Origin of the sequence: Duganella vulcania (genome assembly GCF_009857655.1) — a bacterium.
Classification (GTDB): domain Bacteria; phylum Pseudomonadota; class Gammaproteobacteria; order Burkholderiales; family Burkholderiaceae_D; genus Rugamonas; species Rugamonas vulcania.
In genome coordinates this window covers 1-26,815 of record NZ_WWCX01000088.1, presented here as the reverse complement: position 1 = coordinate 26,815, position 26,815 = coordinate 1, and the positions used below count along the sequence as shown (strand labels likewise).

Below are 26,815 nucleotides of genomic sequence, written 5' to 3'. Positions count from 1 at the left end.
CGCGGGCGGCCAAAGCCGGCGCAGCCGGGCGGGGCGTCGCTCGACAGCATGTGCAATATGCGCGCGTTGCCATGGCCGTCGGCGCCGTGGTAGCAGAAGGCGCCGAAGCGGGCGCCGCTGATGCGGGTGGCGGCGTCGGTCACCTCCTGCAGCAGCGGATGCAGGTCGCGGGTCGAGGCCAGCGCGTTGCCGGTGCGGTTGACCAGCTCCAGCACCGCGGTCTGGTCGCGCAGCGCCTCCTGCACGCGCTTGACCTGGTCGACGTCGGTGCTGGTGCCGAACCAGCGCAGCACGCGGCCGGCGGCGTCGTGCACCGGATTGGCGCGCGTCAGGAACCAGCGGAATTCGCCGCTGGCGCCGCGGATCGGCACTTCCAGCTCGAAGGGCACGCCGGTGGCGCGCGAGTATTCCCAGCGCTCCAGCATGGGGGCGATGCAGTCGGGCGCGTAGACCTGGCGCCAGCCGTCGCCGCCCATCTGCTCGGGCGTGGTGCCGGTGTAGGCGTACCACGGCTGGTTGTACCAGACCTTGCTGCCGTCCTGCTCGGCGATCCAGGCCAGTTGCGGCATCGAATTGGCGAGCGCGCGCAACTCCAGCTGGCTTTGCCGCAACGCCTCCTGCGCGCACAGCAAGTCATGCTGGGCGGCCGTGGAGGCGGGGAGCGCGGCGTCGTCCGGCGGGGGCTGGGGCGTTACGGCGTCGTTGGGCTCGTTTGGAAGAATCATGTAAGGCTTCGGGCTGCCGCGAAACCTGTGGCCGCCGGACGGCGGCCGTCAGGCTCGTCAGACTTGCGCTTGACGTTTTACGGTGTCTTTATTGTATGCCCATCTCCCGCCGTGGCTACGCACGGTTGGCGGCGGCTCAGGCCGGGCGGGCCGCCAGGCGCTGGGCGATCTGGTCCAGCGCGGCTTGCAGCTGTTCGATGTCGTAGGGTTTTTGCAGCGACTGGGCGGGGAACTCCAGGTGGCGGGTCAGGGCGTCGCCGTAGCCGGAGGCGAACAGCAGCTGCAGCGCCGGCGTCTGCTTGCGCGCCAGGCGGGCCAGCTCGACGCCGGACATGCCGGGCAGGCTGACGTCGGTGAACAACACGTCGAAGGGCTGGCGCGCCAGCTCGGGCAGGGCGTCCTCGCCGGTGGCGGCGGCCTGCACCTCGTGGCCGAGCGCGCGCAGGGTCTCGCAGACCAGGTAGCGGGCGTCGGCGTTGTCCTCGACCACCAGCAGGCGCAGCGGACGGGCGGTCTCGGCCGGTGGCGCGGCCTGGGCCGGCGCCAGCGTGCACAGCACGCCGGCCACGCCGCCGGCCTCGTTGCGCACCGGGGTGTAGTACAAATCCAACGGCAGCTGGGTGACGCCGTTGTTGCGCCACACCGGCAGGTTCACGCCGCGGTGGCTGGTGCTGTCGCCGGCCCAGGCCTGGCGGATCGCGGCGCCGTTCCAGCTCCACGCGGCCGGCTGGATGGACGGCACGCCGCCGCCCGGCGCGCGCAGGCTCGACAAGCCGGTCAGCGCGGCGTAGGCGTCGTTGTAGACCATGATTTGTTCGGGACCCCACATCAGCAGCATGGCGGTGGGGGAGTTGAGCAGGATGTCCACGGTCAGGCGCAGCGGCAACGGCCAGCCGGCCGGTTCGCCGAGGGCGGTGCGCGACCAGTCAGGGGAGGGCGGCGCGACGGCGGTGGAAGGTGTCATGCTGGGGCAACCTGTCTGAATTTGTCTTGGGAGGCAAAGCTGACCGCATCGTACACTAAAAAAAAGCCCGCTACAGGAGCGGGCTAAATCTATTTCCTTGGAGGAGAATAGAGGAGACAGGTGAATGATGCTGCAATGCGCAAACGAAAGCAAATTTTTTCTGATGATGAGCATGATCACTGGCATGAATGAAGCCACTCCGGGGCCCTGAAAATGCTGGGTTTGTGAGTGAAATGGCCATGTTTTTTTTCCGCATCCGGGCGGCCTGCCTGTACACTGGCGGCCTGCGCGGCGCAGTGCCGCAAACAGGGGGCGCGATGGCGACGGTGTTAAAACACAGGAAAGTGAATATTGTTGTGCTCGAACAAAGCGAGCAGATCGCGGACAACTGCCGGCCGGGCGACATCGCCATCATCACCGACGCCGCCGGCTGGTGGATCAAGTTCGTCGGCGAGAACGGCCAGATCGATTGCTATGGCGTGCCGTACGCGTCCTACAACGAGGCGCTGTGGTCGGCCAAGGCGGCGGCCGAATTCGGCACCTGACAGATCGTGCTGGACAAGCCGGGGCAGTGTCCCTATAATGCTGCTTCTTTCGAACGGCATGCCGGTTGAAGGAGACGCAGCAAAGCAGTTTGCAAAGTAGTTGATTCGGTGTTTCGTACGCTTGGCCAACTAAACGATAGAAAAAATCGAACTTTGCAAAACGAAATTAATGCTTTATAATGTTGCTTAAGCGGCTGTAGCTCAGCTGGATAGAGTACTTGGCTACGAACCAAGGGGTCGTGGGTTCGATTCCTGCCAGCCGCACCAAAAATTCGTAAGTGAAAGGGCCTGAAGAGCAATCTTCGGGCCCTTTTGCTATAAGTGTAAGCCCTTGAAACAGATTGCAAAATTTCTTCAAGGAATGCTTCGCCAAACAAGAAAACGCTGTTATAATCTTGTTTTTCGCGGCTGTAGCTCAGCTGGATAGAGTACTTGGCTACGAACCAAGGGGTCGTGGGTTCGATTCCTGCCAGCCGCACCAAAATTCGTAAGACGAAAGGCCTGAAGAGTGATCTTCGGGCCTTTTTTCTTTATCGGGCCAATTCCGCCTGGCCGGATTCCTTCACCACCGCGGTGCGGAGATTCCGCTCGATTTTCAGCAGAACGATCAACAGGACCAGGCCGGCAAAGATCATCAAGCCCGCGCCGGCGGCGTAGAGCGAAGAATTTCGCGCGAGCGAGGATGGCGGGGTTTTTCGCCGCATCGTTAATGACGGGAATGAATAATTTGAGGAAGTCGCGCCCCAGGCTGGGGTCTTGTTTGCCCGTGCGGATTGCTGAAAAACGCCCCGTAAAAAAAGTCGCCGCCGCTCTTCTTGATTTGAATTTCCCCTGCTATAATGTTGTCTTTCGCGGCTGTAGCTCAGCTGGATAGAGTACTTGGCTACGAACCAAGGGGTCGTGGGTTCGATTCCTGCCAGCCGCACCAAAATTCGTAAGACGAAGGGCCTGAAGAGTAATCTTCAGGCCCTTTTTCTTTATGGCTTGCGGGCCTTGGCGCACTGCGCCGACAGGATGGAGCGCTCCATCGCATCGGTCACGGCGCGGATATGCTCCTGTGTGCAGTTCTCGGCGTTGACCGCGACCGGCTGCACCTGCCGCGTCAGGCTGCGATAGCCGAAGATGCCCAGCAGCGCCGCGGCGGCCAGCGTGATGGCGACGTTGGTTTTGGATTTCAAAGATCGTTCCCTTTTTGATAGTGCTTCCATCATACACGGGCCTCGTGCGATGATTGTCCGATCATCATCCCGGAGGAGCGTGCATGACCATCATCACCACTGTAGAAGACCTGCGTGTCTTGGCCCAGAAGCGCGTGCCGCGCATGTTCTACGATTATGCTGATGCCGGCTCGTGGACCGAATCGACCTACCGCGCCAACGTCGAGGACTTCCAGCGCATCAAATTCCGCCAGCGCGTGGCCGTCAACCTGGAGAACCGCACGCTCAAGAGCACCATGGTCGGCCAGGACGTGGCGATGCCGGTGGCGTTGGCGCCGACCGGCCTGACCGGCATGCAGCACGCCGACGGCGAGATCCTCGCCGCCAAGGCCGCGGAAAAATTCGGCGTGCCGTTCACGTTGTCGACCATGAGCATCTGCTCGATCGAAGACATCGCCGCCAACACCAGCAAGCCTTTCTGGTTCCAGCTGTACGTGATGAAGGACCGCGAATTCATCAACCGCCTGATCGACCGCGCCAAGGCCGCGCGCTGCTCGGCGCTGGTGCTGACGCTGGACCTGCAGGTGCTGGGCCAGCGCCACAAGGACTTGCGCAACGGCCTGTCGGCGCCGCCCAAGCTCACCATCGCCAACATCCTCGACATGGCCACCAAGCCGCGCTGGGTGCTGGGCATGCTGGGCACGCCGCGCCGCAGCTTCGGCAACATCGTCGGCCATGCGTCGTCGGTATCGGACATGTCGTCGCTGTCGGCGTGGACCAGCCAGCAGTTCGACTTGAGCCTGTCGTGGAAGGACGTCGAGTGGATCAAGCAGCGCTGGGGCGGCAAGTTGATCATCAAGGGCATCATGGACGCGGAGGACGCGCGGCTGGCGGTGGAGAGCGGCGCCGATGCGCTGATCGTCTCCAACCACGGCGGCCGCCAGCTGGACGGCGCGCAGTCGTCGATCGGCGCGCTGCCGGCCATCGTCGACGCGGTCGGCTCGCAGATCGAAGTGCACATGGACGGCGGCGTGCGCTCCGGCCAGGACGTGATCAAGGCGCTGGCGCTGGGCGCCCAGGGTGTCTACATCGGCCGGCCGTTCCTGTACGGCCTGGGCGCGATGGGCGAGCAGGGCGTCAGCAAATGCTTGGACATCATCCGCAACGAGCTGGATCTGACCATGGCCTTCTGCGGCCTGCGCGACGTCACCAAGGTCGATAAAAACATCCTCCTGCCGGGCAGCTACCCATGAAGCAGCCCAGCACCGGCAAGGGTTTGTTGCAGCAGGGTGTGGCCAGCCGCAGCGCCTTGGCGGTGGCCATGCTGCGCGCCGCCCACCAGCTGATCGACAAGCCGCTGGTGTTCGACGATCCGCTGGCCTTGTCCATCCTCGGTCCCGAGAACGAGGCCGTGGTGCGCGCCGCGCCGCAGAAATTCGACACCGGCGTGGTGCGCGTGCTGCGCGCCGCGATGGCCGTGCGCAGCCGCTTCGCCGAGGATGAACTGGCGCGCGCGTTGAACGACGGCGTGCGCCAGTTCGTACTGCTGGGCGCGGGCCTCGACACCTACGCCTACCGCAATCCGGTGCCCGACCTGCGCGTGTTCGAGGTCGATCATCCCGCCACCCAGCGCTGGAAGCGCGGCCTGCTGGAACAGGCGGGCATCGCGGCGCCGCCGTCGCTGGCCTACGTGCCGGTCGATTTCGAACGCGACGACCTGGCAGATGCCCTGACGGCGGCCGGCTGCCGCCTGGACCAGCCGGTGTTCTTCTCCTGGCTGGGCGTGACGCTGTATCTGACCACCGACGCCGTGTTCGACACGCTGGCCTTCGTCGCCGGCCTGCCATCGGGCAGCGGCATCGTGTTCGATTACGGCGTGGTGCCCGAGCTGCTCAACCCGATGGAGCGCATGGGCATGGCCTACTTCGCGCAGAAGTACGAGGCCGAGGGCGAACCGTGGATTTCCTACTTTGCGCCCGAGGTGCTGGCCTGCGAGCTGCGCGCCATGGGCTACGGCGCGGTGTCCGATCACGGTGCCGACCAGCTGCGCGCGCGCTATCTAGCAAGCCGCGACGACGGCCTGCGGCTCGGCGGCGGAACGCGTTTGATGAGCGCCGGGGTGGGGCACGGCGCCTAGCGTTCAGGCGACCACGTTGCGCGGCGTCCCGGCCACCCACGCCTCGATATTGTCGATCAGCTGATCCGCGAGCACCTGCATCGCCTGCGAGCTGGCCCAGGCTGAATGCGGCGTCAGGATGAAGTTCGGCAGTCGCAGGTTGAGCAGTACGTTGTCGGCCGGCGGCGGCTCCTGCACCAGCACGTCGAAGCCGGCGCCGGCGATCACGCCGCTGCGCAGGGCGTCGGCCAGCGCGGTCTCGTCCACCAGGCCGCCGCGCGCGGTGTTGATCAGCAGCGCGCCGCGCTTCATGCGTATCAGCTCCTTGGCGCTGATCATGTTGCGCGTCTTGTCGTTCAGCGGCAGGTGCAGGCTGAGGATGTCCGAGGTTTCCAGCAGCTCGTCGAAGCCCACCTCGCGCACGCCGTCGCCGGCGGCATCGGGCAGCGGCGAGCGCGTATGCACGATCACTTCCATGCCGAACGCCTGCGCGATCCGCGCCACCGATTTGCCCAGCGCCCCATATCCCAGCAGGCCAAGACGGCTGCCCGCCAGGTCCGAGATCGGATGGCCGAACAGGCAGAATCGCTCCGACTTCTGCCACAGGCCGGCCTCGATGTCGGCGCGGTAGGCGACCAGCTGCCGGCGCAGCGCCAGCATCAGCGCGAAGGTGTGCTCGGGCAGCGTGTGCACCGCGTAGTTGCGGATGTTGGAGACGACGATGCCGCGCTCGCGGCACGCGGCCAGGTCGATGATGTCGGTGCCGGTGGCCGCCACCGCGATCATCTTCAGTTCCGGCAGTTGTTCCAGGTCTGCCGCACGCAGCGGCACCTTGTTGGTGATGGCGATGCTGGCGCGGGCGCCGCGCAAACGCTGGACGGCGTCGGCCGCCTTGGTGGCCGGATACTCGCTCCACTCGTGCGCGAAGGCAGGCTTGCGGATGGTGGCGATCACGCTGTCGCGGTCGAGGAAAACGATACGGTGGGCTTCAGTCATAGTGCAACCTCAAATGGAACCGGGCGCGCCGGCGGCGGGGCCTTCGGCAGGCGCATGCCCGGATGGTTGGAAAACAGTTCGGCGACCCATTCGACAAACACCCGCACCTTGGCCGACAGGTGGCGGTTCTGCGGATAGACCACATGCACCGGCAGCGGATCGCTGCTCCAGTCGGTCAGCAGTTGTTCGAAGCGGCCGTCCTTGAGCATGGGCTCCATCATAAAGTTCGGCATCTGCACGATGCCCAGTCCCGCCAGGCCGGCTGCCGTGTAGGCGTTGGTGTCGTTGACGGCGATGTGGCCGGGCAGCGCGACCTGGATGCGGTGGCCGTCGCGCGAAAAATCCCAGTCGAACAGTTTGCCCGTGCGCGAGGAAAAATAGTTCACGCAGCGGTGGCGCATCAGCTCATCGGGATGTGCGGGCCGGCCGTAGCGGTCCAGGTAGTCCGGCGTGGCACAGGTGACGAACTGCAGGATGCCCACGCGCCGCGCGATCAGGTTGGAGTCGCCCAGCACGCCGCCGCGCACCGCGCAGTCGACGCCTTCCTCGATCAGGTCGATGGTGCGGTCGCTGCAGCCCAGTTCCAGCTGGATGTCCGGGTAGCGCGTGAAGAAGTCGGGCAGGGCGGGGATCAGCACGTCGCTGGCCAGGCCGGTGGGCGCGTCCACCCGCAGCCGTCCGCTGGGGCTGAGCCGGGTGCGCGACAGCGATTCCTCGGCCTCGCGCACGTCGGACAGAATGCGCAGGCAGCGCTCATAATACGCGGCGCCGTCGGCCGTCACGCTGACCTGGCGCGTGGTCCGGTGCAGCAGCTTGACCGACAGCGTGGCCTCCAGCGCCTGGATCAGCGTCGAGACGGTGGCCTTGGGCAGCTGCATATTGTCAGCCGCGCGCGTGAAGCCGCCGGCGTCCACCACCTGCACAAACACTTCCATCGCTTGTAGTTTATTCATCTTTCCATCCCATTGTTCGGAATCCTGAACAATCAATTCGACATTGCGGTATTTATCAGATTGTAGATCAAGTTTAAGATTGCTGTACTGCACCAAGAAAGTACACGGAAGGAAAGGGGTTCAACATGAAATATCGGAATGGAATTGTTACGACGATCGCCCTGGCGCTGACTTCGGTCGCCCTGGCTAGCGTGGTCTATACCGATGCCTACTCGCAGGCGGCCAAGGCCGAGGCGACCGGCGTTCGTGCCCTGACCCAGGCCGCTGCCGGCGATGCCGCCATCGCCTGCGCCGACACCGCCATGTTGTCCAGCGCCTCGGATACGGTACAGCGATGAGCGCCAACGTCGAGCCATTGCCGCAGCTGTCGGACCTGATCAAGGTCCGCAACCTGGAAGTGCGCGGCGCGGAAGGCCCGTTGGCCGCCCGCCAGTACACCAGCGGCGAGGCCGGCGCCAAGCGCGATACGCTGATCGTGTTCTTCCATGCCGGCGGCTTCAATAGCGGCGACCTGGACGATGCCGACATCTTCCTGCGCCACATGGCCGACGACAGCCAGGAGAGCACCGTGCTGGCCACCGCGTACACGCTGGCGACGGTGCAGCCGTTCCCGGCGGCCGTCGAGGATGCCCACGCCGTGCTGAACTGGGCAAAGAAACACAAGGCCAAGCTGGGCTGGACCGGCAAGCGCCTGGTGGTGGCCGGCATCGAGGCCGGCGCCAACCTGGCGGCGGTGTGCGCGCTGATGTCGCGCGACCGTGGCGGTCCGGCGCTGGCCGGCCAGATCCTGGTGATGCCCATGCTCGATCCGGGCCTGAGCACCTGGTCGATGCGCGAGATGCAGAACGCGCCGGAACTGCTGGACGTGGCCGACGCCTGCGCGGCGGCCTACCGCGGTTACCTGCCGAACGCCGCCGACCGTACCCACCCGTACGCTTCGCCGCTGCAGTCGAGCCGTTTGAAGAACCTGCCGCCGGCACTGATCCTGTCGGCTGAAGACGACCCGCTGCGCGACGAAGCGGAACAATATGGCGCCAAGTTGATCGCCTGTGGAGTCAAGACCACCGTCAACCGAATGCCAGCCGCGGCCCTGAATGAAGCAGGGGCGCGCAACGAATGCGCGTGCAAGTGTTACGCGCTGGGAGAAATCGCCGGTTTCATCGCCGGCCTGGAACGGTCCGAGACGCCTCCAGCCTCATAGGATTCCCCAACCTTTAAGCAGTATCTGCAATCACGTCCCCACTGGCTTGCCGGCGGGGCGCTAGTACCGTGTTTTCTCGCAATTCGTTGAGGGCAACCGGTGCCGCCGTTTCTATTAATAATTTTCATACAAAAAGGAAAGAACATGAAAACCATTAAACAACTCACCGTCGTAGCCCGGCCGCTGGCCGCCGCTATGGCGCTGGCGGGACTGGCCGCTTTCGGCCTCTCCGGTTGCGACGACGCGACCGGCAAGACAGCTGAAGCACCGGCAGCAGCCGGCGGTCCTCCGATTTCGGCCGCAGTGGTCGTCGAGAAAACCATCACCGAGACCCAGGAGTTCTCGGGCCGCCTGGAAGCGATCGAGCAAGTGCAGATCCGTCCGCGCGTGGGCGGCTTCATCACCGCCATCAACTTCAAGCCGGGCAGCGAAGTGAAGAAGGGCGAAGTCCTGTTCGTCATCGATCCACGTCCGTTCCAGGCTGAAGCCAACCGCGCCGAAGCGGCAGCAGGCTCGGCCCGCGCCAAGGCCGAACTGGCCAAGGTGGAACTGGTCCGCGCCGAGAAGCTGCTGGCCGACAAAGCCATCGCCCAGCGCGAATACGACGCCACGGCATCGAACCTGAAGCAGCTGGACGCCGACGCCCGCGCCGCGCAAGCGCTGTACGAAGCGGCCAAGCTGAACCTGAGCTACACCCAGGTGACGTCGCCGATCAACGGCCGCGTGTCGAAAGCGGAAATCACGCTGGGTAACCTGGTCGACGCCTCGGCGGTGCTGACGTCGGTGGTCTCGTTGGACCACATCTACGCTTCCTTCGACGGCGACGAAGACACCTATCTGCGCGTTGGCGCCGCCGCCCACCAGGGCAAGCCGGCCACCGTCAAGATCGGCCTGGCCAACGAAACCGGCTTCCCGCACGAGGGCAAGCTGGAATTCGTCGACAACCAGCTCGATCCACGCAGCGGTTCGGTGCGCATGCGCGCCACCTTCAGCAACACCGACGGCGCGCTGGTCCCCGGCCTGTTCGCCCGCGTGCAGCTGACCGGTTCCACCGGCGCCAAGTCGGCATTGATGATCAACGACCGCGCCATCAGCACGGACCAGAACCGCAAGTACGTGTTCGTGGTCGACAAGGACAACAAGGCCGAGTACCGCCCTGTGGTCCTCGGCCCTGCGATCGACGGCCTGCGCGTGGTGCGCGACGGTTTGAAACCAGGCGAGAAGATCGTCGTCAACGGCCTGCAGCGGGTACGTCCCGGCGCGCCGATCACGCCGACCGTGGTCGCCATGGATGTCGATCCGCTGGCCGCCAACGTGCCGAAAACCGAAGTTAAAAAAGATGAAAAAGTAGCGGCGGTCGTAGCGAAGACCGGCACTTCCAAGGAATAATAAATATGAACATCTCTCGATTTTTCGTCGACAAGCCGATTTTTGCGGCTGTACTGTCGATCATCATCTTCGTCGCCGGCTTGATATCGATCTTCAAGCTGCCGATCTCGGAGTATCCGGACGTGGTGCCGCCATCGGTGGTGGTGCGCGCGCAGTATCCGGGTGCGAATCCGAAGATCATCGCCGAAACCGTGGCCGCGCCGCTTGAGGAACAGATCAACGGCGTCGAGAACATGCTGTACATGTCCTCGCAAAACACCTCGGACGGCGCGCTGGCGCTGACCGTCACCTTCAAGATCGGCACCAACGTCGAGCAGGCCGAAACGCAGGTGCAGAACCGCGTCCAGCGTGCGCTTCCGCGCCTGCCGGAAGAGGTGCGCCAGATCGGTGTGACCACCGTGAAGTCGTCGCCCAACCTGACCATGGTGGTCCACCTGCAATCGCCGAACGGCCGTTACAACGACCTGTATCTGCGTAACTATGCGGTGTTGAACATCAAGGACCAACTGGCCCGCCTGCCCGGCATGGGCGAGGTGCAGCTGTTCGGTTCCGGCGACTACGCGATGCGTATCTGGCTGGACCCGCAGAAGGTCGCGCAGCGTGGCCTGACCGCCAGCGACGTCGTCGCCGCGATCCGCGAGCAGAACGTGCAAGTGGCTGCTGGTGTGATCGGCCAGGGCCCGACCAAGGGTGCCGACTTCCAGCTGACCGTGAACACGCAAGGCCGTCTGCAAAGCGAAGAAGAATTCGGCAACATCATCCTGAAGACCAACGGCGACGGCGCGGTAACGCTGCTCAAGGACGTGGCCCGCATGGAGATGGGTTCCAACTCCTACGCACTGCGCTCCCTGCTGAACAACAATTCGGCTGTGGCGATCCCCATTTTCGAAGCACCTAACGCCAACGCGCTGCAGCTGTCGGCCGACGTGCGTGCGACGATGGCCCGCCTGTCGAAAGATTTCCCGGAAGGCGTCACTTACAGCGTTGTATATGACCCGACCCAATTCGTGCGCGAATCGATCCGCGCCGTGATCCACACCCTGGTCGAAGCGATCATTCTGGTGGCACTGGTGGTGATCGTGTTCCTGCAAACCTGGCGCGCATCGGTGATTCCGCTGCTGGCCGTTCCCGTGTCGGTGGTGGGTACCTTCGCCGTCATGCTGGGCTTTGGCTTCTCGATCAACACCTTGTCGCTGTTCGGCCTTGTGCTGGCCATCGGTATCGTGGTCGATGATGCGATCGTGGTGGTGGAGAACGTCGAGCGTAATATCCAGAACGGACTGTCGCCGCATGACGCGACCATCCAGGCGATGAAAGAGGTGAGTGGTCCGATTATCGCCATCGCCCTGGTGCTGTGCGCCGTGTTCGTGCCGATCGCTTTCGTATCGGGCCTGTCCGGCCAGTTCTACAAGCAGTTCGCGCTGACCATCGCCATCTCGACCGTGATCTCGGCATTCAGCTCGCTGACGCTGGCTCCTGCGTTGTCGGCCGTGCTGCTGCGTCCACACGACGCACCGAAAGATGCGCTGACCCGCTTGATGGACAAGATCTTCGGCCGCTTCTTCGGCTGGTTCAACCGCGTCTTCGGCCGCGCCTCGCACAGCTATGAAACCGGCGTGACCGGCGTGTTGAAACGCAAAGGCGGTTCGCTGATCGTGTACGCCGTGCTGGCTGTCGCGGCAGGCTTCATGTTCAAGATCGTGCCACCGGGCTTCGTTCCAGCGCAGGACAAGCAGTACCTGATCGGCTTCGCCCAGCTGCCGGACGCCGCCTCGCTGGACCGTACCGACGCCGTGATCCGCAAGATGTCGGACATCGCCAAGGACATTCCGGGCGTGGCTGATTCGGTGGCTTTCCCTGGCCTGTCGATCAACGGCTTCACCAACGCGCCCAACGCCGGTATCGTGTTCACCCCACTGAAACCGTTCGAAGAGCGTACCAAGAAGAGCGAATCGGCTGAAGCGATTGCCGCTGAAATCAACAAGCGCATGGGCGCCATCGAAGGTGCGTTCGTGATGGTGCTGCCACCGCCGCCAGTCAATGGCCTGGGCACCACCGGTGGTTTCAAGGTGATGATCGAAGACCGCGACAACCTGGGTTACGACGCGCTGTACAAGGCGATCCAGGCGGTGCAGATGAAGGCATGGCAGAACCCGAAACTGGCCGGCGTCTTCTCGAGCTACCAGATCAACGTTCCGCAGCTGTTCGCCGACGTCGACCGCGCCAAGGCCAAGCAACTGGGCGTGCCGCTGCAGACGATCTACCAGACCTTGCAGATCAATCTGGGCTCGCTGTATGTGAACGACTTCAATCAGTTCGGCCGTACCTATCAGGTGCGTGTCCAGGCCGACCAGCAGTTCCGTTCGCACGCTGAAGACATCGCCCAGCTCAAGGTCCGCAACGACAAGGGCGAGATGATTCCGCTGTCGTCGCTGATGCGCGTGAAGGACAGCTATGGCCCGGACCGCGTACAGCGCTACAACGCCTACGTCGCAGCCGAGATCAATGGTGGCGCCGCTCCTGGCATCTCGTCGGGCGAAGCGCAGGCCGAGATGACCAAGATCCTCAACGAGGTTCTGCCTAAGGGTATCGGCTACGAATGGACGGAACTGGTGTACCAGGACATCCTGTCCGGTAACACGATGATGTATGTGTTCCCACTGTGCGTGCTGCTGGTGTTCCTGGTGCTGGCCGCGCAATACGAGAGCTGGACCCTGCCGCTGGCGGTGATCCTGATCGTGCCGATGTCGATCTTCTGCGCGCTGGTCGGCGTGAAGCTGACCCACGGAGATAACAACGTCTTTACGCAGATTGCCTTGTTCGTGCTGGTCGGATTGGCCTCGAAGAACGCGATTCTGATCGTGGAGTTTGCACGCGAACTGGAACACCATGGCCGTACCATTGTCGAAGCCGCGCTGGAAGCTTGCCGCCTGCGTCTGCGTCCGATCCTGATGACGTCGATCGCATTCATCATGGGCGTGCTGCCGCTGGTGTTCTCGCACGGTGCGGGTTCGGAAATGCGTCATGCGATGGGTGTGGCGGTGTTTGCCGGCATGCTGGGCGTGACCTTCTTCGGCCTGTTCCTGACGCCGGTGTTCTATGTCCTGCTGCGCAAGCTGGCGGTACGCATGGAGAAGAAAAAACCTGCCGTGGCCGGCGACGCCGCCGCGGTAAAACTGGAAGGGACCCATTAATATGAGCACCTCGATGAACAAGCTGCATATGATCGCTAAGGGTGTGGCGCCTGTATTGGCAGCCTTGCTGATGACCGCATGCGCCGCGCCGGAATTCAAGCAGCCCGCGATGGACGTGCCGGTCGCGTTCAAGGAATCGCAGTTGCCGGCGGCCGTCAAGGTCGCCGCCGACGGCAGCACCTGGAAACAGGCGCAAGCCGCCGAAGCGCAGCCGCGCGGCGAGTGGTGGCTGGCCTTCAACGATCCAGCCCTCAATGAGCTGATCGCCGAAGCCACCCGCGCCAACGCCAACCTGGCCGTGGCCGCGGCCCGGGTCAAGCAGGCCCGCGCCATCGCCGGCATCGCCGAAGCGGACCGCATTCCGCAGGTCGGCGTCAACGTTGGCGCCCAGCGTCAACGCCAGTCCGATTTGGCGCTTGGCCTGCCGGCCGGTACGCCGGTCGCTCCGGGCAACGCGTTCACCGCCAACCTGACGGCGAGCTACGAGGTCGATCTGTTCGGCCGCGTATCGTCGAACGTCAGCGCCGCCCGCAACGACGCCGCTTCCGTGGAAGCGACCTACCGTTCGGTGCTGCTGTCGGTGCAGGCCGATGTGGCGCAGACCTACTTCCGTCTGCGCGCCACCGACGCCGAGCTGGAAACGCTGAACCGCACGGTGCAGACCCGCGAGGAAAACGTCAAGGTCAACCAGCGTCGTTTCGACCTGGGCGACATCGGTGAATTCGACCTGTCGCGTGCCAAGACCGAGCTGGCGACATCGCGCGCCGAAGCCATCGGCCTGCAACGCCAGCGCGTAACGACCGAGCATGCGCTGGCGGTCCTGCTGGGCAAACCGGCGGCCAGCTACACGGCCGGCGCCAGCCCGCTGCTCGACACCTCGCTGCTGCCGGTGATACCGGCGGGCCTGCCGTCGTCGCTGCTGGAGCGCCGTCCCGACATCGCTTCGGCGCAGCGCGCGATGGAAGCGTCCAACGCCCGCATCGGCGTGGCCAAGTCGGCGATGTTCCCGGCGCTGGTCTTGAACGCCAACGCCGGCGGCGCCTCGGGCAACACCGTCGCCGACGTGTTCAAGTGGAGCAGCCGTTCGTGGGTGCTGGGCGCGCTGATGTCGATGCCTTTGATCGACGGTGGCCGCAACAAGGCCAATATCACGCGCAGCGAAGCGGCGCTTGAGGAATCGGTTGGAACGTATCGCCAGAGCGTGCTGGTGGCTTTCGCGGAAGTGGAAGACAACCTGGCCGGCCTGCGTATCCTGGCTGGCCAGACCGCGCAGATCGAAGACGCGGTGGTGTCGGCGCGCCGTTCGGCCGACCTGGCGCAGAAGCTGTACACGGCCGGCCGTTCGAGCTACCTCGATCTGCTGGACGCGCAGCGCAACCTGGCATCGGTGGAGCGCAGCGCGGTGCAGTTGCGCGGCAATCGCGCGGTGACCACCGTGGCGCTGATCCGCGCGCTGGGCGGCGGCTGGGATGGCGCCAACGCGCCGGAGAAAGTCGCACAGCGATAAGCTGAACAGCCAACGAAAAACCCCGCCAGCACTGAACGCGTTCAGGCTGGCGGGGTTTTTTTATGTCCGCGGTGGGCTGGGGGCCACCGCGAATGACATGATTACTTCGTTACGACCGGTGCCGGCGCGGCGGCTGCTGCTTCAGCTTTCTCGGCCTTGGCGTGGGCCTTGGCTTTGGTCTTGTGAGCCTTGGCGTGAGCGTCGGCCTTTTCGGCCTTCTCATCGGCCTTGGCGACGGCTACGTCTTTCTTGGCATCGGCTTCGACCTTGGCGGTTTTCGCTTCGGCTTTCACGGCGGTCTTGGTTTCCTTGGCGGTGGCTTTGGCATCGGTCTTGGCTTCCTTGGCTTCCGCTTTCACGGCGGCTGGAGCGGCTGGAGCGGTTGCTGGGGTCTGTGCAAAAGCTGCGGTAGCGAACAGGCCGGCGATCAGGGTAGCGATAAGTTTGTTCATGATGAAATCCTCATTCAGGTTGATGTAGAGCCGGGACAATTCCCGTGTCACTGAGCGAAAAACGCCGCCCGGAGCGCCACCGTTGACGGGCTTTACATTCGCTTACAAGCCCTCCAAATTGCTTACATGTTCGCCAACGCACAGAGTCGGCGGCGGCCGCGGCATAATCTGGTGACATGGAAGCCTCGCTGAAAACCTACAAGTCCAAGCGCAATTTCGCGATCACGCCTGAACCGGCCGAAGGGGGCGAGGATGGCGGCGAGGCGCGCGCTTTCGTCATTCAAAAACACTGGGCCAGCCGGCTGCATTACGATTTCCGGCTGGAGCTCGATGGCGTGATGGTCAGTTGGGCCGTACCTAAAGGCCCCAGCTACGACACGCACGACAAGCGCATGGCCGTGCATGTCGAAGATCATCCGATTTCGTACAACGATTTCGAAGGCACCATACCGCCCAAGCAGTACGGCGCGGGCAAGGTGATTATCTGGGATCGCGGCGTGTGGACGCCCTTGAGTGATCCGCGCAAGGCGCTGGCGGAGGGGAATCTGAAGTTCGAGCTGTCGGGCCACAAGATGCACGGCCGCTGGGCGCTGGTGCGTATGAAGGGCAAGGGCGAGAAGCAGGAGCCCTGGCTGTTGATCAAGGAGAAGGACGACTACGCGCGGCCCGCGGCCGAGTTCAGCGTGGTGGACGAAATGCCGGATTCCGTCAAAGCGCTGCCGGCGGCCGGTAAAAGCCAGCCCGGGCACGGCGCGGCGCATGTCGTCCCCGCGCCGAAAGCCGCCTTGTCGGAGGCGCCCCCCGCCGGCCTGCCGGAGACGCTGTCGCCGCAACTGGCGACGCTGGTCGATGGTCCACCGTCGTCTCCCGAAGACTGGCTATTCGAAATCAAATTCGACGGCTATCGCCTGCTCACGCGTGTCGAAGGCAGGGACATACGCCTGATCACGCGCAACGGCAACGACTGGACCCACCGCTTGCAGGCGCTGCACGCGGCCATCGCCCAAATGAAGCTGCCCAACGGCTGGTACGACGGCGAGATCGTCGTCCACGATGAAAACGGCCGTCCGGACTTCGGCCTGCTGCAAAACGCCTTCGACGAAAACAACCCGGCAGATATCGTCTACTTCGTGTTCGATATTCCATTCCACAATGGCCACGACCTGCGCCACACGCCGCTGGAGCAGCGCCGCGCGATCCTGCAAGCGCTGCTCGACAAAAAGCCGTCGGACACCGTCCGCCTCAGTTCCGCGCTGGACGCAGGCCCGCAGGAGATGATTGCCGCCGCGTGCAGCATGGGCCTCGAGGGCATCATCGGCAAGCGGCGCGACAGCATCTACACGGCGCGCCGCAGCGGCAGCTGGATCAAACTCAAATGCGGCCAGCGGCAGGAATTCGTCATCGGCGGCTACACCGATCCTCAAGGCTCACGCAGCGGTTTCGGCTCGCTGCTGCTGGGGACTTACGACAAGGACGGCAAGCTGCACTACGCCGGCAACGTCGGCAGCGGCTTCAATGCCGGCACGCTGCAGGACATCAAAGCTAAAATGGACAAGCTGGCGGCGGATAAAAGTCCATTCACCCCCAGCCGCGAGATTGACAAGAGGGCCCACTGGCTCAAGCCCACGCTGGTGGCGGAGGTCAGCTTCGGCGAGTGGACGCATTCGGGCTCGATCCGCCACGCGGTCTTCAAGGGCCTGCGCAAGGATAAGATAGCCGACGCCATCGTGCGCGAAGTGCCGGCCCACCTGAAGGAGGAAACAGACATGCAGCCAGCAGGCACAGTGCAGGGCAAGCTGCCCGCCTCACTCAAGGTCACCAATCCCGACCGCGTGATCGATAAAGAAAGCGGCGCCACCAAGATCACGCTGGTGCGCTACTACGCGCTGGTCGGCGCATTGATACTGCCGCATCTGAAGGGGCGCCCCGTCTCGCTGGTGCGCGCGCCGGCGGGCGTCGGCGGCGAACTGTTCTTCCAGAAGCATGCCGAAATCAACAAGCTGCCCGGCGTCAAACAGCTCGATCCCGCGCTCGATCCCGATCACCCGCCAATGTTGGAAGTCTCGAGCGAACAAGGCCTGCTGTCGGCCGCCCAGTGGAACGTGGTGGAGCTGCACACGCAAAACGCCAACGCCTCCAGCTACGAAAAGCCCAACCGCATGGTGTTCGACCTCGACCCCGGCAAGGGCGTCAGCTGGACGCAGATGCAGGAGGCGGCCCAGCTGATGCACGCCTTCCTCGATCAGCTGGGCCTGCCGGCCTTTCTGAAAACCAGCGGCGGCAAGGGCTTGCATGTGGTGGTGCCGGTCAAGCCGGGCTACGGTTGGGACGACGTCAAGGACTTTTCGCAAGCCATCGTCGCCCACATGGCGGAGCATCTGCCCGAACGCTTCGTGTTGAAGAGCGGGCCGCGCAACCGGGTCGGCAAGATCTTCATCGACTATCTGCGCAACGGGCGGGGCGCCACTACGGTCGCCGCCTGGTCGGCGCGCAGCCGTCCGGGCCTGGGCATTTCGGTGCCGCTGGCGTGGGATGAGCTGGACGGGCTGCACGCCGCCGACCAGTGGACGGTCGCCAACGTGCACACGCGGCTCGATGTCGGCAACGCGCCTTGGGACGATTACGCGAAGTCCGCCAAGGGATTGGCGGCAGCGATGCGCGTCATCGGGTTCAAACCTGGCAAGGCCTGATTCTTTAATTTCTATAATTAAATTATTATTTAATATTGACAACAGTTGTTGTTGATGTTTTAATGACGAATCGACATATATTCCAGGACCCTCCAGATGAAAAAGCTGCCAATGTTGTTAGCCGGTTTGAGCCTGTTCGGTTCGGCCCAGGCTACCGTCTACCAATTTGATTTCACTGCAAAAATCCAGGAGATGGTCGAGTTTTCGCCAATGACGTTTGACGGCGGCCCAGTTACTTCCAGCAGCGTGTCGGGCAGCAACGTTTCGGTCGGGGACATCATCAGCGGCCACTTCAGCTATGACACCGAGACCGCCTTGTTCAGCAATAAGGGCGGCACCGTCATGTATTCCGCGCCTGGAGCCCTGAACACGTTGAGCGCCAGCATCGGTGGCGGCAACGTCGCCTTGAGCGACGCCAGCTACAGCAGCACCAATGTGCAGGTCGCCAATAACGCCGCCACACTGGGCGGAGCGGACAGCTTCGGCATCGCCAACGTCTCGGCCAATGCCTACGCGTCGGAGATGATGGCGTTGAGTTTCTTCGATAAATCCGGCCAGGCCCTGAACGCCACGACCATGCCGGGGCAATTGGACTTCGCCAGTTTTAACCGGTCGACTTTCTACTACACGTATTCCTCCAACGCGACCCACGCGATGATGGGCGCGAACGGCGCGCTGACGTCGGTAACGTTCACGCAGGTGCCGGCGCCGGTTCCCGAGCCGGAAACCTACGCCATGCTGCTGGCCGGCCTGGCTGCAATCGGCTGGAAAGGGCGTCGCCGCTAAGCGGCCGCCTTGGTGCGCCGGCGCTTCGGGGCCGGCCGCTTGCCCAGGCTGTCCTGCAGCAGCGCCACCAGGTCCACCACGTTCGACGACTTGGCCGCCTTGCTTTCCGGTTCGGCGGTGGTGATGGTCTTGGTCTGGCCGGCCTTCACCTTCTTCTTCACCAGCGCCAGCACGTCATCCTTGTAGGTGTCGTGGTACTGCTCCGGCTTCCACGGCTCGCTCATGCCTTCCACCAGCGACAGCGCCATCTGCAGCTCCTTGTCGCTGATGCCGGCCGCCTTCAGCGTGGCGGGCGGCAGCTTCAATTCCTCCGCGCTGCGGATCTCGTTCGCATAGCGCAGCGTGTTCAGCACGATCTTGTCTTCATCGCAGACCAGCGCGCACAAGTGCTGCTTGGTGCGGATCACAACCGTGGCGATGCCGATCTTGCCGGCTTTGCGCAGCGTCTCGCGCAGCAGCGCGTACACCTTGGCGCCGCCGCGCGAGGGCGCCAGGTAGTAGGGCTGTTCGAAGTAGGTCAGCGGCACGTCGGCCGCATCGACGAAGGCCAGGATGTCGATGGTCTGCGTGGCCTCGACGTTGGCGCGCTTCAGGTCTTCGTCTGACAGCACCACGTACTCATTGTCCTGGTACTCGTAGCCCTTGACGATATCGTCCCAGGTGACGTCCTTGCCGGTGTTCTTGTTATAGCGCTTGTAGCCGACCGGCGAAAAGTCGCGCCGGTCCAGCATCGTCAGATCCAGTTCGTGCTCCTGCACGGCCGAATACATCTCCACCGGAATGTGCACCAGGCCGAAGCTGATCGCGCCTTTCCATAACGCCCGCGCGGCCATGGCTTACTCCCCGACGCTGCCGGTGACCGGCAGCACGATCCCGGTGATGTAGCTGGAGCAGCAGGGCGCGGCCAGGAACACGTAGGCCGGCGACAGCTCCTGCGGTTGCGCGGGACGCTGCATGTCGGTGCTGGCGCCAAACTGCGCCACCTTGTCGGCCGGGGCGTCGGCAGGGTTGAGCGGTGTCCACACCGGGCCGGGCGCGATGGCGTTGACCCGTATGCCATGCTCCAGCAGGTTGGACGCCAGCGACATCGTGAACGCGTGGATCGCGCCCTTGGTGGTCGAATAATCCAGCAGGTGCTTCGATCCCTTCAAGCCGGTGACCGAGCCGGTATTGATGATGGCCGCGCCGCGCTTCAGGTAGGGCAGCACGGCCTTGGCCATGTGGAAGTAGCCATAGACGTTGGTCTTCATGGTCAGGTCGAAGCGTTCCTCGGTCAGGTCGGTGAGCGATGCCGCGTGCTCCTGGAAGGCGGCGTTGTTGACCAGGATGTCGAGCCGGCCGAAGCGCTCGTGCACCTGCTCGGCGGCGTCGCGGCAGAACGCCGGGTCGCGCACGTCGCCGGGCAGCAGCAGGCAGCTCTGGCCTTCGGCTTCGACGTAGCGCTTGGTGTCGTTGGCGTCCTCGTCTTCCTCGTTCAGGTAGACGATGGCCACGTCCGCGCCTTCGCGCGCATACAACACGGCCACCGCGCGGCCAATGCCCGAATCGCCACCGGTGACGATGGCCACCATGCCATCGAGCTTGCCGCTGCCGCAGTAGGCCGGCGCCAGGAATTCCGGCTTCAGCTGCATGTCCGCCTCCAGTCCCGGCTTTTCCAGGTGCTGGGCCGGCAGCGGTGTGCCCGGATAGTCGTGCTGCGTGGTCTGCACCGGACCCTGGCGCTGGCCGAGCTGGCTGGAGCGCGGCTCCTGCTTGCTGCGGGCGTCGGATTGGTCCTGGCGCTGCTGGATATCGCGCTGCATGCTGCCGGCGCCGGAATCCGGTTGGTTTTTAATGTCTGCCATGGTATTTTCCCTCCGAACGGACAGTATTGACGCCGCCGCGTGCCGGGACGGTGCGCTCGTTCACACATGCGGCATATCGGCTGCGCAAAAGAAGTTGCCCAAGGAAATTATCTGGTCTCCATTGCAAAAAATATTGCTTTTTATGAACTTTATGGCACACTAGTGCCGGGGATATATTTTTAACATCATAAGAGTGCCTGGGAGTAACATAATGTCGGACCGGACCAATAGCGTAGGCGTATTTTTTAACGCCAGTGGCGAGCGGCGCTCGGAATTTCAGGCCTGCTGCGGAGAGATGTTCTCCCAGCTGACCATGACGGAGCATGTCGAAGCGACGGCCGCTGCGCTGGGCAAGCGCCACGTGGATTTGCTGGTGGTGGACCTGAACGGCTATGAGCAGTTGAGCGAGCTGGCCGGCATCGGCACCCTGATCCGGGGCCGCGCGGGCGCGCCGGTGCTGGTGCTGTGTTCGTACGAGCGCAGCGCCTGGCTGCCGGAGCTGATGACCTACGGCCAGTTCGACTACCGCATCTGCCCGGTCCTGAGCGACGAGCTGCAACAGGCCGTGCAACAGGCGCTGGCGGTGCCGGCCGACGCCGCAGCCGCCCTGCAGCAAGCCTTGCTGGACAAGGAAAAGGAACTGCGCGACCTGTTGGGCGTGCAGCGCAGCCTGCAGCGCGCGCTGAGCGGCATCGACACCATCGAATCGATGTCGGCGCAGATCTGCCTGGCGCTGTGCAATTTCCCTGGCGTGCGCCATACCGCCGTGCTGCACATGAAGGAGCGGGGCGACCTGCAACTGGTGGCGCAGGAATCGCGCAACCACCTGGACCTGGCGCGCCTGCTGCAACGGCGCGACCGCCTGCTGCAATCGCCGCTGCGCGAGGTGTTCCCGCCGCTGCTGGCGGTGGCGCGCGGCGAGATGGTGCTGCTGGACGCGCCGGAAAAAGCCGGCGACCCCGAACTGGCGATGATGCTGCACGACCGCTGCGTGCGCATGGTGCTGGCGCTGCCGCTACGCACCGAGCCGGGCAGCCCTGAGCTGGGCGCGATCTGCCTGATGTTCGACCGCCACATCACCTTCTCGCGCGAGCAGTTCGCGTGCTTCGCCAGCCTGGCGCAGTTCGTCAGCTTCGGCCTGGGCATGAGCGAGTTGAAGCACCGGAACGAAGAGCTGACCGGCCAGATTTCACTGATCAGCACCATCGACAGCGTCACCGGCGCCGCCAACCGCCGCGCCGGCGAGGACATGCTGGACAACGAGATTCGCCGCGCCCGCCGTTACGGGTTGCCGCTGGCGGTGCTGTCGTTCGACGTCGCCAGCTTCCAGTCCGAAAACGATTTATACGGTTCTCCGGTCGGCGACCCGACGCTGCGTGCGGTGGCCGATATCGTCAAGGGCCGGTTGCGCACCTCGGACCTGCTGGCCCGTATGCGCGGCGAAGAGTTCCTGGTGATCGCCACCCATACCACGGCGGCCGATGCCGTGCGGCTGGCGGAAAAGCTGCGCGCGGCGATCGCCGAAGCGGACCTGCCGCGCGCCACCGGGGTGGTGGTCAGCCTGGCCGTGGCCCAGGTGGAGGCGGACGAGGGCGGCGCCACGGTGCTCGACCGGCTCGACGCCACGCTGCACCGCGCCAAGCGCGTCGGCCGCAACTGCATCGAGCTGGCCGGGTAAGGCCAGACTCTACCGCCGCGGTTCGCCGAACCAGCGCGCCGCGGCGGCGGCCAGCGTCTCCTCGTCAGGCGCGGTCTCGGCGGCCCAGGCCACGCAACCGTCGGGACGCACCAGCACCGCGCTCAGGCCCAGCGTGTCCCTGGCGCCGCTGGCGACATACTCGAAACGCTCGTCCCAGCGGCTGGCCCACGCCTGCCACGGCTTGCGCGCGTCGAAGTCCAGCAGCAGGCCGCGCCCCGCGCCTAGCCGCTCACCCAGCGTCGTCCCGTCGGCCAGTTCGAAGTCGGGAGCGCTGCGGCCTGCCAGCGGATGGCCGCCGCCCACATCGTAACGAAGCGCGACACCCCAGACCCTGCCGGCGAAGTAGGTCGCGCCGTCGCGCGTGCCGGCCAGGTCGCGGACAATGGCTTCAAGCGCGCGCGCGTGCGGGCTGGGACGCATCAGCGCGACCTGGGCGCGCGACCAGTCCAGCACCTGCGCGCCGACTGGATGGCGTTCGCTCGAGTAGCTGTCCAGCAGGCCGGCCGGCGCGGTGCCGCGTATGGTGGCGGCGAGCTTCCATCCCAGGTTCATCGCGTCGCCCAGGCCGAGGTTGAGGCCTTGCCCGCCCAGCGGCGAGTGGATATGCGCGGCGTCGCCGGCCAGCAGCACCCGCCCGTCGCGATAGCCGGCCGCCTGGAAGGCGCGGTCGGTCCAGGTGGTCGCCAGGTTGAGAGACGTCAGCGTGACATCGGTGCACGAGACGCGGCGCAGCACCGCCTGCACCAGCTCCAGCGTGACCGGCTGCGTGCGGTGGAACGCGCCGCCGTCGAATTCGACCATCGCTATCGTGCCGGGCCGGGACTGGAAATACATGCCGGTCGGCGTGTAGTGGCGGCCAATGCGCAGCTTTTCAGGATCGACCAGTTCCACCTGGACCGAATAGCCGGTGAACTCCGGTTCGGTGCCGGTGAACGTGAAGCGGCCGGCTTTGCGCACCGTGCTGCGGCCACCGTCGCAGGCGACGAGCCAGCGGGCGCGGATCGTTTGGCCGCCGGCCCGTATCGACACTTCATCGCCGGACTGCTCGAAGCCGTCGACATCGGCGCCGCGCCGGATCTCCGCGCCCATCATGGCGGCGCGCGCGGCCAGGGTCGTTTCGATGTGCTCCATCTCGGCCGCCGCGTTGGTGTCGGCGGGATTGGGCAGGCGGTACGGCCATTGCGAGGTGTCGATGTTGGCATGGTCGAGCGGGATGCCGGCGAAATGGCCGGCCTGGTGGCGCTGCTGCGGTGAAGCGGGCGGCGCGATGTCGTTCAGCAGGCCGCGCCGGTAAAAGGCTTCGATGGTCGGCACGGATAATCCGCGCATGCCAAATGGCAGGCGCTTGAGGGGAGAGCGCGGGTCTTCGGCCCGCTCCAGCACCAGCACCGGGATGCCGGCGAGGCGCAATTCGCAAGCCAGAAACAGGCCGACCGGCCCGGCGCCGGCTATGACGACGTCATAAATCATGGGAACTCCTTCAGCGCACACGCGCCGAAAATGTACAGCAAAAAAAAGGAAGACGCAGGCACAAAGCAGCATGCCGCCCTTGCGGCGGCATTGTGTCCAGCGGATAGGCTCAGGGAAGCGAGCGATGGGGGGAGGGCAACCTCAATTGGTAACTGTGCTTATTGCACCTCCGTGATGGTGGATAAAAAACCGCTCGGTGTCAAGCCGCCGGCGTGAACGTCTCCAGCACCGTCGCCACGCCCTGGCCGCCGCCGATGCACTGCGCGGCCAGCGCATAGCGGCCGCCGGTACGCGCCAGCAGCGCCGCCGCCTTGCCGGTGATGCGCGCGCCGGTGGCGCCCAGCGGATGGCCGATGGCCATGCCGCCGCCGTCGATGTTCAACACCTCCGGCCGGATACCCAGCTCGCGCACGCAGGCCAGGGCCTGCGAGGCGAAGGCTTCGTTGATCTCCGCCACATCGATGTCGCTCGCCTGCAGGCCGGCCAGCTTCAGTGCCTTTTGCGTCGCCGGAATCGGGCCGATCCCCATCAGCGCCGGATCGCAGCCCACCGCCGCCATCGCGACGATGCGCGCGCTGGGCTTCATGCCGTGTTTGAGGGCGAAGGCTTCGCTGGTGACCAGCACCGCCGAGGCGCCGTCGGTCAGCGGCGACGAGGTGCCTGCCGTGACCACGCCATGCTCCGGATCGAACACCGGCTTCAGGCCCGCCAGCGCTTCGACCGTGGTGCCGGGGCGGATGCAGCCGTCTTCGGCGACCACTTCGCCGGTGGCGGTGGCGATAGGGATGATTTCATCGGCCAGCAAGCCGGCGGCGCGGGCGCTGGCCGCCTTCTGGTGCGACTGGAAGGCCAGCAGCTCCTGGTCGGCGCGCGACACCTCGTATTTGCGGGCGACGTTTTCGGCGGTGTCGCCCATGCTGATGTAGGCGTCGGTCTGCGCCAGCAGTTGCGGGTTGGCCGAGAAATTGTAGCCGCCCTGCGGCACCATCGTCATCGATTCGACGCCGACGCACAGATAAGCCTCGCCCAGTCCCGCTTCGATCTGCGCGGCGGCGATGTGGATGGCCGACATCGACGAGCCGCAGAAGCGGTTGATCGTCATGCCCGGCACCTCATGCGGAAAGCCGGCCAGCAGCGAGACAATGCGCGCCAAGTTGTTGCCCTGCGCGGATTCCGGATAGGCGCAGCCGAGGATCACATCGTCCAGCAGCTTTGTGTCCAACCCGGTGCGGTGCATCAGGCCTTGCACCACCTGGGCGCCCAGGTCGTCGGGACGGACTTCGGCCAGCTTGCCCTTGCGGGCGAAGTGGAAGGGCGAACGGGCATAGGCACTGATGACAGCTTTCATGGCGACACTCCTTTTTGATGATGGTCATAATGATTGATATATTACGCTCATCATGTATGATGTCAATGGGTGTCAATGCATGTGACGACGGAGGCGAATATGAAGGTCAGCAGGGAACAAGTGGCGCTCAACCGCGAGCGCATCGTGGAAACGGCGGCGCGGCTGTTCCGCGAAAAAGGGTATGACGGCATTGGCGTGGCCGACCTGATGAAGAGCGCCGGCCTGACGCACGGCGGTTTCTACGGCCATTTCGCCTCCAAGGAAGACTTGCTGGCCGAGGCCACCGCGCATGCGCTCAAGCGCTCCGTTGATCGCTGGCGCGGCTACCTGGAGCAGGACGCGGACACCGCCCTGGACAAGATCGGCGCCGGCTACCTGTCGGCCAAGCATCGCGACGGTCCCGCCAACGGCTGCTCCGTGACCTCGCTGGGCGCTGACATCGGGCGCCTCGGCCCCAAGGCCCGCCACGCGCTGACCGAAGGCGCCAGCGCGCAGATGGCCGTGCTCGAACAGCTGATGCCGGGCGCCGACGACGCCGACAAGCGCCGCCAGGCTTTGGCAACCTACGCCGCCCTGGTCGGCGCCATCGTGCTGTCGCGCGCGGTGGACGACGAGGCCCTGTCGCTGGAAATCCTGCAGGCGGTGCAGGCGTCGCTGCCGCCACGTTGACCGCAGGTCTTCTTATGCGTTTTTTGGATTAGCTTATGAAAAAAACGCATTAGGGTCTGGGCCGCAGCGGGCCGATCGCGTAGACTGGCGGTATTTTCCAGCTCCACGGACCGACCATGCTGCATTGGCTGAAGCACTACCGGCGCCCGCTGCTGGTCGGCGATCTCTCCGCCGGCCTGGTGGTGGCGATGATGATGATCCCGCAGGCCACCGCCTACGCGCTGGTGGCCGGGTTACCGCCGGTGGCGGGGCTGTATGCCAGCATCCTGCCTCCGATCGCCTACGCGCTGTTCGGCAGCAGCATGACGCAGTCGGTGGGGCCCATGGCCATCATCGCGCTGATGACGTCCACCGCGATCGCACCCCTGGCCCCGGCCGGCTCCGCGCTGGCCGGCGTGCTGGCGGCGCAGCTGGCGCTGATCTCCGGCGCGGCCCTGCTGCTGTGCGGGCTGCTGCGCATGGGCTTCCTGGCCAACTTCTTTTCCCGTCCGGTGATGAGCGGCTTTACGGTCGGCTCGGCGCTGGTCATCGCGTTCAACCAGCTGCATCCCCTGCTCGGGGCCGAGCCGCCGCACCTGCACCTGCCCAGCGCCGTGCTGGGCGTCGGCGCGCTGCTGGTGCTGGTGTTGTCCCGGCTATACCTGGCCGGCCTGCTCAAGCGTTTCGGCCTGAAGCCGGCCGCCGCCGACGTCGCCGCCAAGCTGATGCCGATGATGGTGGTGTTGGCCGGCATCGCGCTGATGGCCACCACCGGCCTGGGCGAACAGGGCGTGCGCACCGCCGGCGCCATCCCCGGCGGCCTGCCGCGGCTGAACCTGGCCACCTCGGCCCCGCACTGGAAGGCGCTGCTGCAACCGGGGCTGCTGATCGGCTTTATCATTTTCCTGACGTCGATGTCGTCGGCGCAGTCGCTGGCGCTCAAGCGCAACGAGAAGCTGGTCAGCAACCATGAGCTGATCGGCCTGGGCGCGGCCAACGTGGCCAGCGCCTTGAGCGGCGGCTTCCCCGTCACCGGCGGCCTGTCGCGCTCCGCCGTCAACTACGCGGCCGGCGCGCACACGCCGCTGTCGAGCATCGTCACCGCCGCGCTGCTGGCCGCCGCGCTGGTCG

The 26,815-nt window shown here is 64.8% G+C and carries 23 protein-coding genes and 3 tRNA genes; 16 read left to right on the top strand and 10 right to left on the bottom strand.

Annotated elements, in window-relative coordinates:
* Together GTP90_RS28560 and GTP90_RS28555 are read right to left on the bottom strand one after the other, a co-directional pair.
* A partial coding sequence (locus tag GTP90_RS28560) for a PAS domain-containing protein (protein ID WP_161086688.1) occupies positions 1–725 on the bottom strand: 725 nt, incomplete at its 3' end.
* 136 nt (positions 726–861) lie between these two features.
* Entirely contained in the window at positions 862–1,689 is an 828-nt protein-coding gene (locus GTP90_RS28555; RefSeq protein ID WP_161086687.1) for a response regulator, read from the bottom strand.
* A gap of 356 nt (positions 1,690–2,045) precedes the next feature.
* Between GTP90_RS28555 and GTP90_RS28550 the strand changes: the two genes are divergently transcribed.
* The 4 genes from GTP90_RS28550 (at position 2,046) to GTP90_RS28535 (ending at position 3,162) form a co-directional block, all read left to right on the top strand.
* Positions 2,046–2,234 carry a hypothetical protein gene (locus GTP90_RS28550; protein ID WP_371875142.1) on the top strand — a complete coding sequence of 63 codons (189 nt, stop codon included), beginning with the start codon at positions 2,046–2,048 and terminating at the stop codon, positions 2,232–2,234.
* Positions 2,235–2,424: 190 nt separating this feature from the next.
* Positions 2,425–2,501: transfer RNA gene (locus GTP90_RS28545), tRNA-Arg, on the top strand.
* A gap of 137 nt (positions 2,502–2,638) precedes the next feature.
* Positions 2,639–2,715: transfer RNA gene (locus GTP90_RS28540), tRNA-Arg, on the top strand.
* Positions 2,716–3,085: 370 nt separating this feature from the next.
* Positions 3,086–3,162 (top strand) — tRNA-Arg (locus GTP90_RS28535).
* A 49-nt stretch (positions 3,163–3,211) separates the two neighbouring features.
* Here GTP90_RS28535 and trbK read toward each other — a convergent pair.
* Complete coding sequence (gene trbK, locus GTP90_RS28530; protein ID WP_161086686.1) at positions 3,212–3,412, bottom strand: entry exclusion lipoprotein TrbK; 201 nt, start codon at positions 3,410–3,412, stop codon at positions 3,212–3,214.
* 83 nt (positions 3,413–3,495) lie between these two features.
* Here trbK and GTP90_RS28525 point away from each other — a divergent pair, with 83 nt between their 5' ends.
* Together GTP90_RS28525 and GTP90_RS28520 are read left to right on the top strand one after the other, a co-directional pair.
* On the top strand, positions 3,496–4,644 hold the full coding sequence (locus GTP90_RS28525) for an alpha-hydroxy acid oxidase (RefSeq protein WP_161086685.1): 1,149 nt from the start codon (positions 3,496–3,498) through the stop codon (positions 4,642–4,644).
* Positions 4,641–5,528, top strand: coding sequence for a class I SAM-dependent methyltransferase (locus tag GTP90_RS28520; protein ID WP_161086684.1), 888 nt, complete (start codon positions 4,641–4,643; stop codon positions 5,526–5,528). The genes GTP90_RS28525 and GTP90_RS28520 overlap by 4 nt, the downstream gene beginning before the upstream one ends.
* Positions 5,529–5,531: 3 nt before the next feature.
* Here the strand turns inward: GTP90_RS28520 and GTP90_RS28515 are convergent, their stop codons facing one another.
* Both GTP90_RS28515 and GTP90_RS28510 read right to left on the bottom strand, forming a co-directional pair.
* Positions 5,532–6,503, bottom strand: a complete 972-nt coding sequence (locus GTP90_RS28515; protein ID WP_161086683.1) for a D-2-hydroxyacid dehydrogenase — start codon at positions 6,501–6,503, stop codon at positions 5,532–5,534.
* Positions 6,500–7,456, bottom strand: a complete 957-nt coding sequence (locus GTP90_RS28510; protein ID WP_161086682.1) for a LysR family transcriptional regulator — start codon at positions 7,454–7,456, stop codon at positions 6,500–6,502. The genes GTP90_RS28515 and GTP90_RS28510 overlap by 4 nt, the downstream gene beginning before the upstream one ends.
* Positions 7,457–7,581: 125 nt before the next feature.
* Between GTP90_RS28510 and GTP90_RS28505 the strand changes: the two genes are divergently transcribed.
* From GTP90_RS28505 to GTP90_RS28485, 5 genes are all read left to right on the top strand, one after another.
* The gene (locus GTP90_RS28505; protein WP_161086681.1) at positions 7,582–7,794 is read left to right on the top strand and encodes a hypothetical protein; all 213 of its coding nucleotides are present in this window, start codon (positions 7,582–7,584) and stop codon (positions 7,792–7,794) included.
* On the top strand, positions 7,791–8,657 hold the full coding sequence (locus GTP90_RS28500; protein ID WP_161086680.1) for an alpha/beta hydrolase: 867 nt from the start codon (positions 7,791–7,793) through the stop codon (positions 8,655–8,657). Before GTP90_RS28505 ends, GTP90_RS28500 begins: the two co-directional genes overlap by 4 nt.
* A 144-nt stretch (positions 8,658–8,801) precedes the next feature.
* The gene (locus tag GTP90_RS28495; RefSeq protein ID WP_161086679.1) at positions 8,802–10,046 is read left to right on the top strand and encodes an efflux RND transporter periplasmic adaptor subunit; all 1,245 of its coding nucleotides are present in this window, start codon (positions 8,802–8,804) and stop codon (positions 10,044–10,046) included.
* Between the two features lie 5 nt (positions 10,047–10,051).
* Entirely contained in the window at positions 10,052–13,240 is a 3,189-nt protein-coding gene (locus GTP90_RS28490; RefSeq protein ID WP_161086678.1) for an efflux RND transporter permease subunit, read from the top strand.
* A gap of 13 nt (positions 13,241–13,253) precedes the next feature.
* Entirely contained in the window at positions 13,254–14,747 is a 1,494-nt protein-coding gene (locus GTP90_RS28485; RefSeq protein WP_161086677.1) for an efflux transporter outer membrane subunit, read from the top strand.
* A 101-nt stretch (positions 14,748–14,848) separates the two neighbouring features.
* Here GTP90_RS28485 and GTP90_RS28480 read toward each other — a convergent pair whose 3' ends face one another.
* Positions 14,849–15,199, bottom strand: a complete 351-nt coding sequence (locus GTP90_RS28480; RefSeq protein WP_161086689.1) for a hypothetical protein — start codon at positions 15,197–15,199, stop codon at positions 14,849–14,851.
* Between the two features lie 176 nt (positions 15,200–15,375).
* On the opposite strand from GTP90_RS28480, the gene ligD reads away from it, so the two are divergent.
* Both ligD and GTP90_RS28470 read left to right on the top strand, forming a co-directional pair.
* Entirely contained in the window at positions 15,376–17,889 is a 2,514-nt protein-coding gene (gene ligD / locus GTP90_RS28475; RefSeq protein ID WP_161086676.1) for a DNA ligase D, read from the top strand.
* Positions 17,890–17,985: 96 nt separating this feature from the next.
* Entirely contained in the window at positions 17,986–18,675 is a 690-nt protein-coding gene (locus GTP90_RS28470; RefSeq protein ID WP_161086675.1) for a PEP-CTERM sorting domain-containing protein, read from the top strand.
* Here GTP90_RS28470 and ku read toward each other — a convergent pair.
* Together ku and GTP90_RS28460 are read right to left on the bottom strand one after the other, a co-directional pair.
* On the bottom strand, positions 18,672–19,508 hold the full coding sequence (ku, locus tag GTP90_RS28465; protein ID WP_161086674.1) for a non-homologous end joining protein Ku: 837 nt from the start codon (positions 19,506–19,508) through the stop codon (positions 18,672–18,674). The two genes, GTP90_RS28470 and ku, sit on opposite strands and share 4 nt — an antisense overlap.
* A 3-nt stretch (positions 19,509–19,511) precedes the next feature.
* Positions 19,512–20,519 carry an SDR family oxidoreductase gene (locus tag GTP90_RS28460; RefSeq protein ID WP_161086673.1) on the bottom strand — a complete coding sequence of 336 codons (1,008 nt, stop codon included), beginning with the start codon at positions 20,517–20,519 and terminating at the stop codon, positions 19,512–19,514.
* A 295-nt stretch (positions 20,520–20,814) separates the two neighbouring features.
* On the opposite strand from GTP90_RS28460, the gene GTP90_RS28455 reads away from it, so the two are divergent.
* A complete protein-coding gene (locus GTP90_RS28455) occupies positions 20,815–22,197 on the top strand; it encodes a diguanylate cyclase (RefSeq protein ID WP_254452096.1) in 1,383 nt (460 codons plus the stop codon).
* Between the two features lie 9 nt (positions 22,198–22,206).
* Here the strand turns inward: GTP90_RS28455 and GTP90_RS28450 are convergent, their stop codons facing one another.
* Both GTP90_RS28450 and GTP90_RS28445 read right to left on the bottom strand, forming a co-directional pair.
* Complete coding sequence (locus GTP90_RS28450; RefSeq protein WP_161086671.1) at positions 22,207–23,688, bottom strand: FAD-dependent monooxygenase; 1,482 nt, start codon at positions 23,686–23,688, stop codon at positions 22,207–22,209.
* Between the two features lie 199 nt (positions 23,689–23,887).
* A complete protein-coding gene (locus GTP90_RS28445) occupies positions 23,888–25,036 on the bottom strand; it encodes a thiolase family protein (protein ID WP_161086670.1) in 1,149 nt (382 codons plus the stop codon).
* Between the two features lie 99 nt (positions 25,037–25,135).
* Between GTP90_RS28445 and GTP90_RS28440 the strand changes: the two genes are divergently transcribed.
* A complete protein-coding gene (locus GTP90_RS28440) occupies positions 25,136–25,705 on the top strand; it encodes a TetR/AcrR family transcriptional regulator (protein ID WP_161086669.1) in 570 nt (189 codons plus the stop codon).
* Between the two features lie 116 nt (positions 25,706–25,821).
* A partial coding sequence (locus GTP90_RS28435; RefSeq protein ID WP_254452095.1) for a SulP family inorganic anion transporter occupies positions 25,822–26,815 on the top strand: 994 nt, incomplete at its 3' end.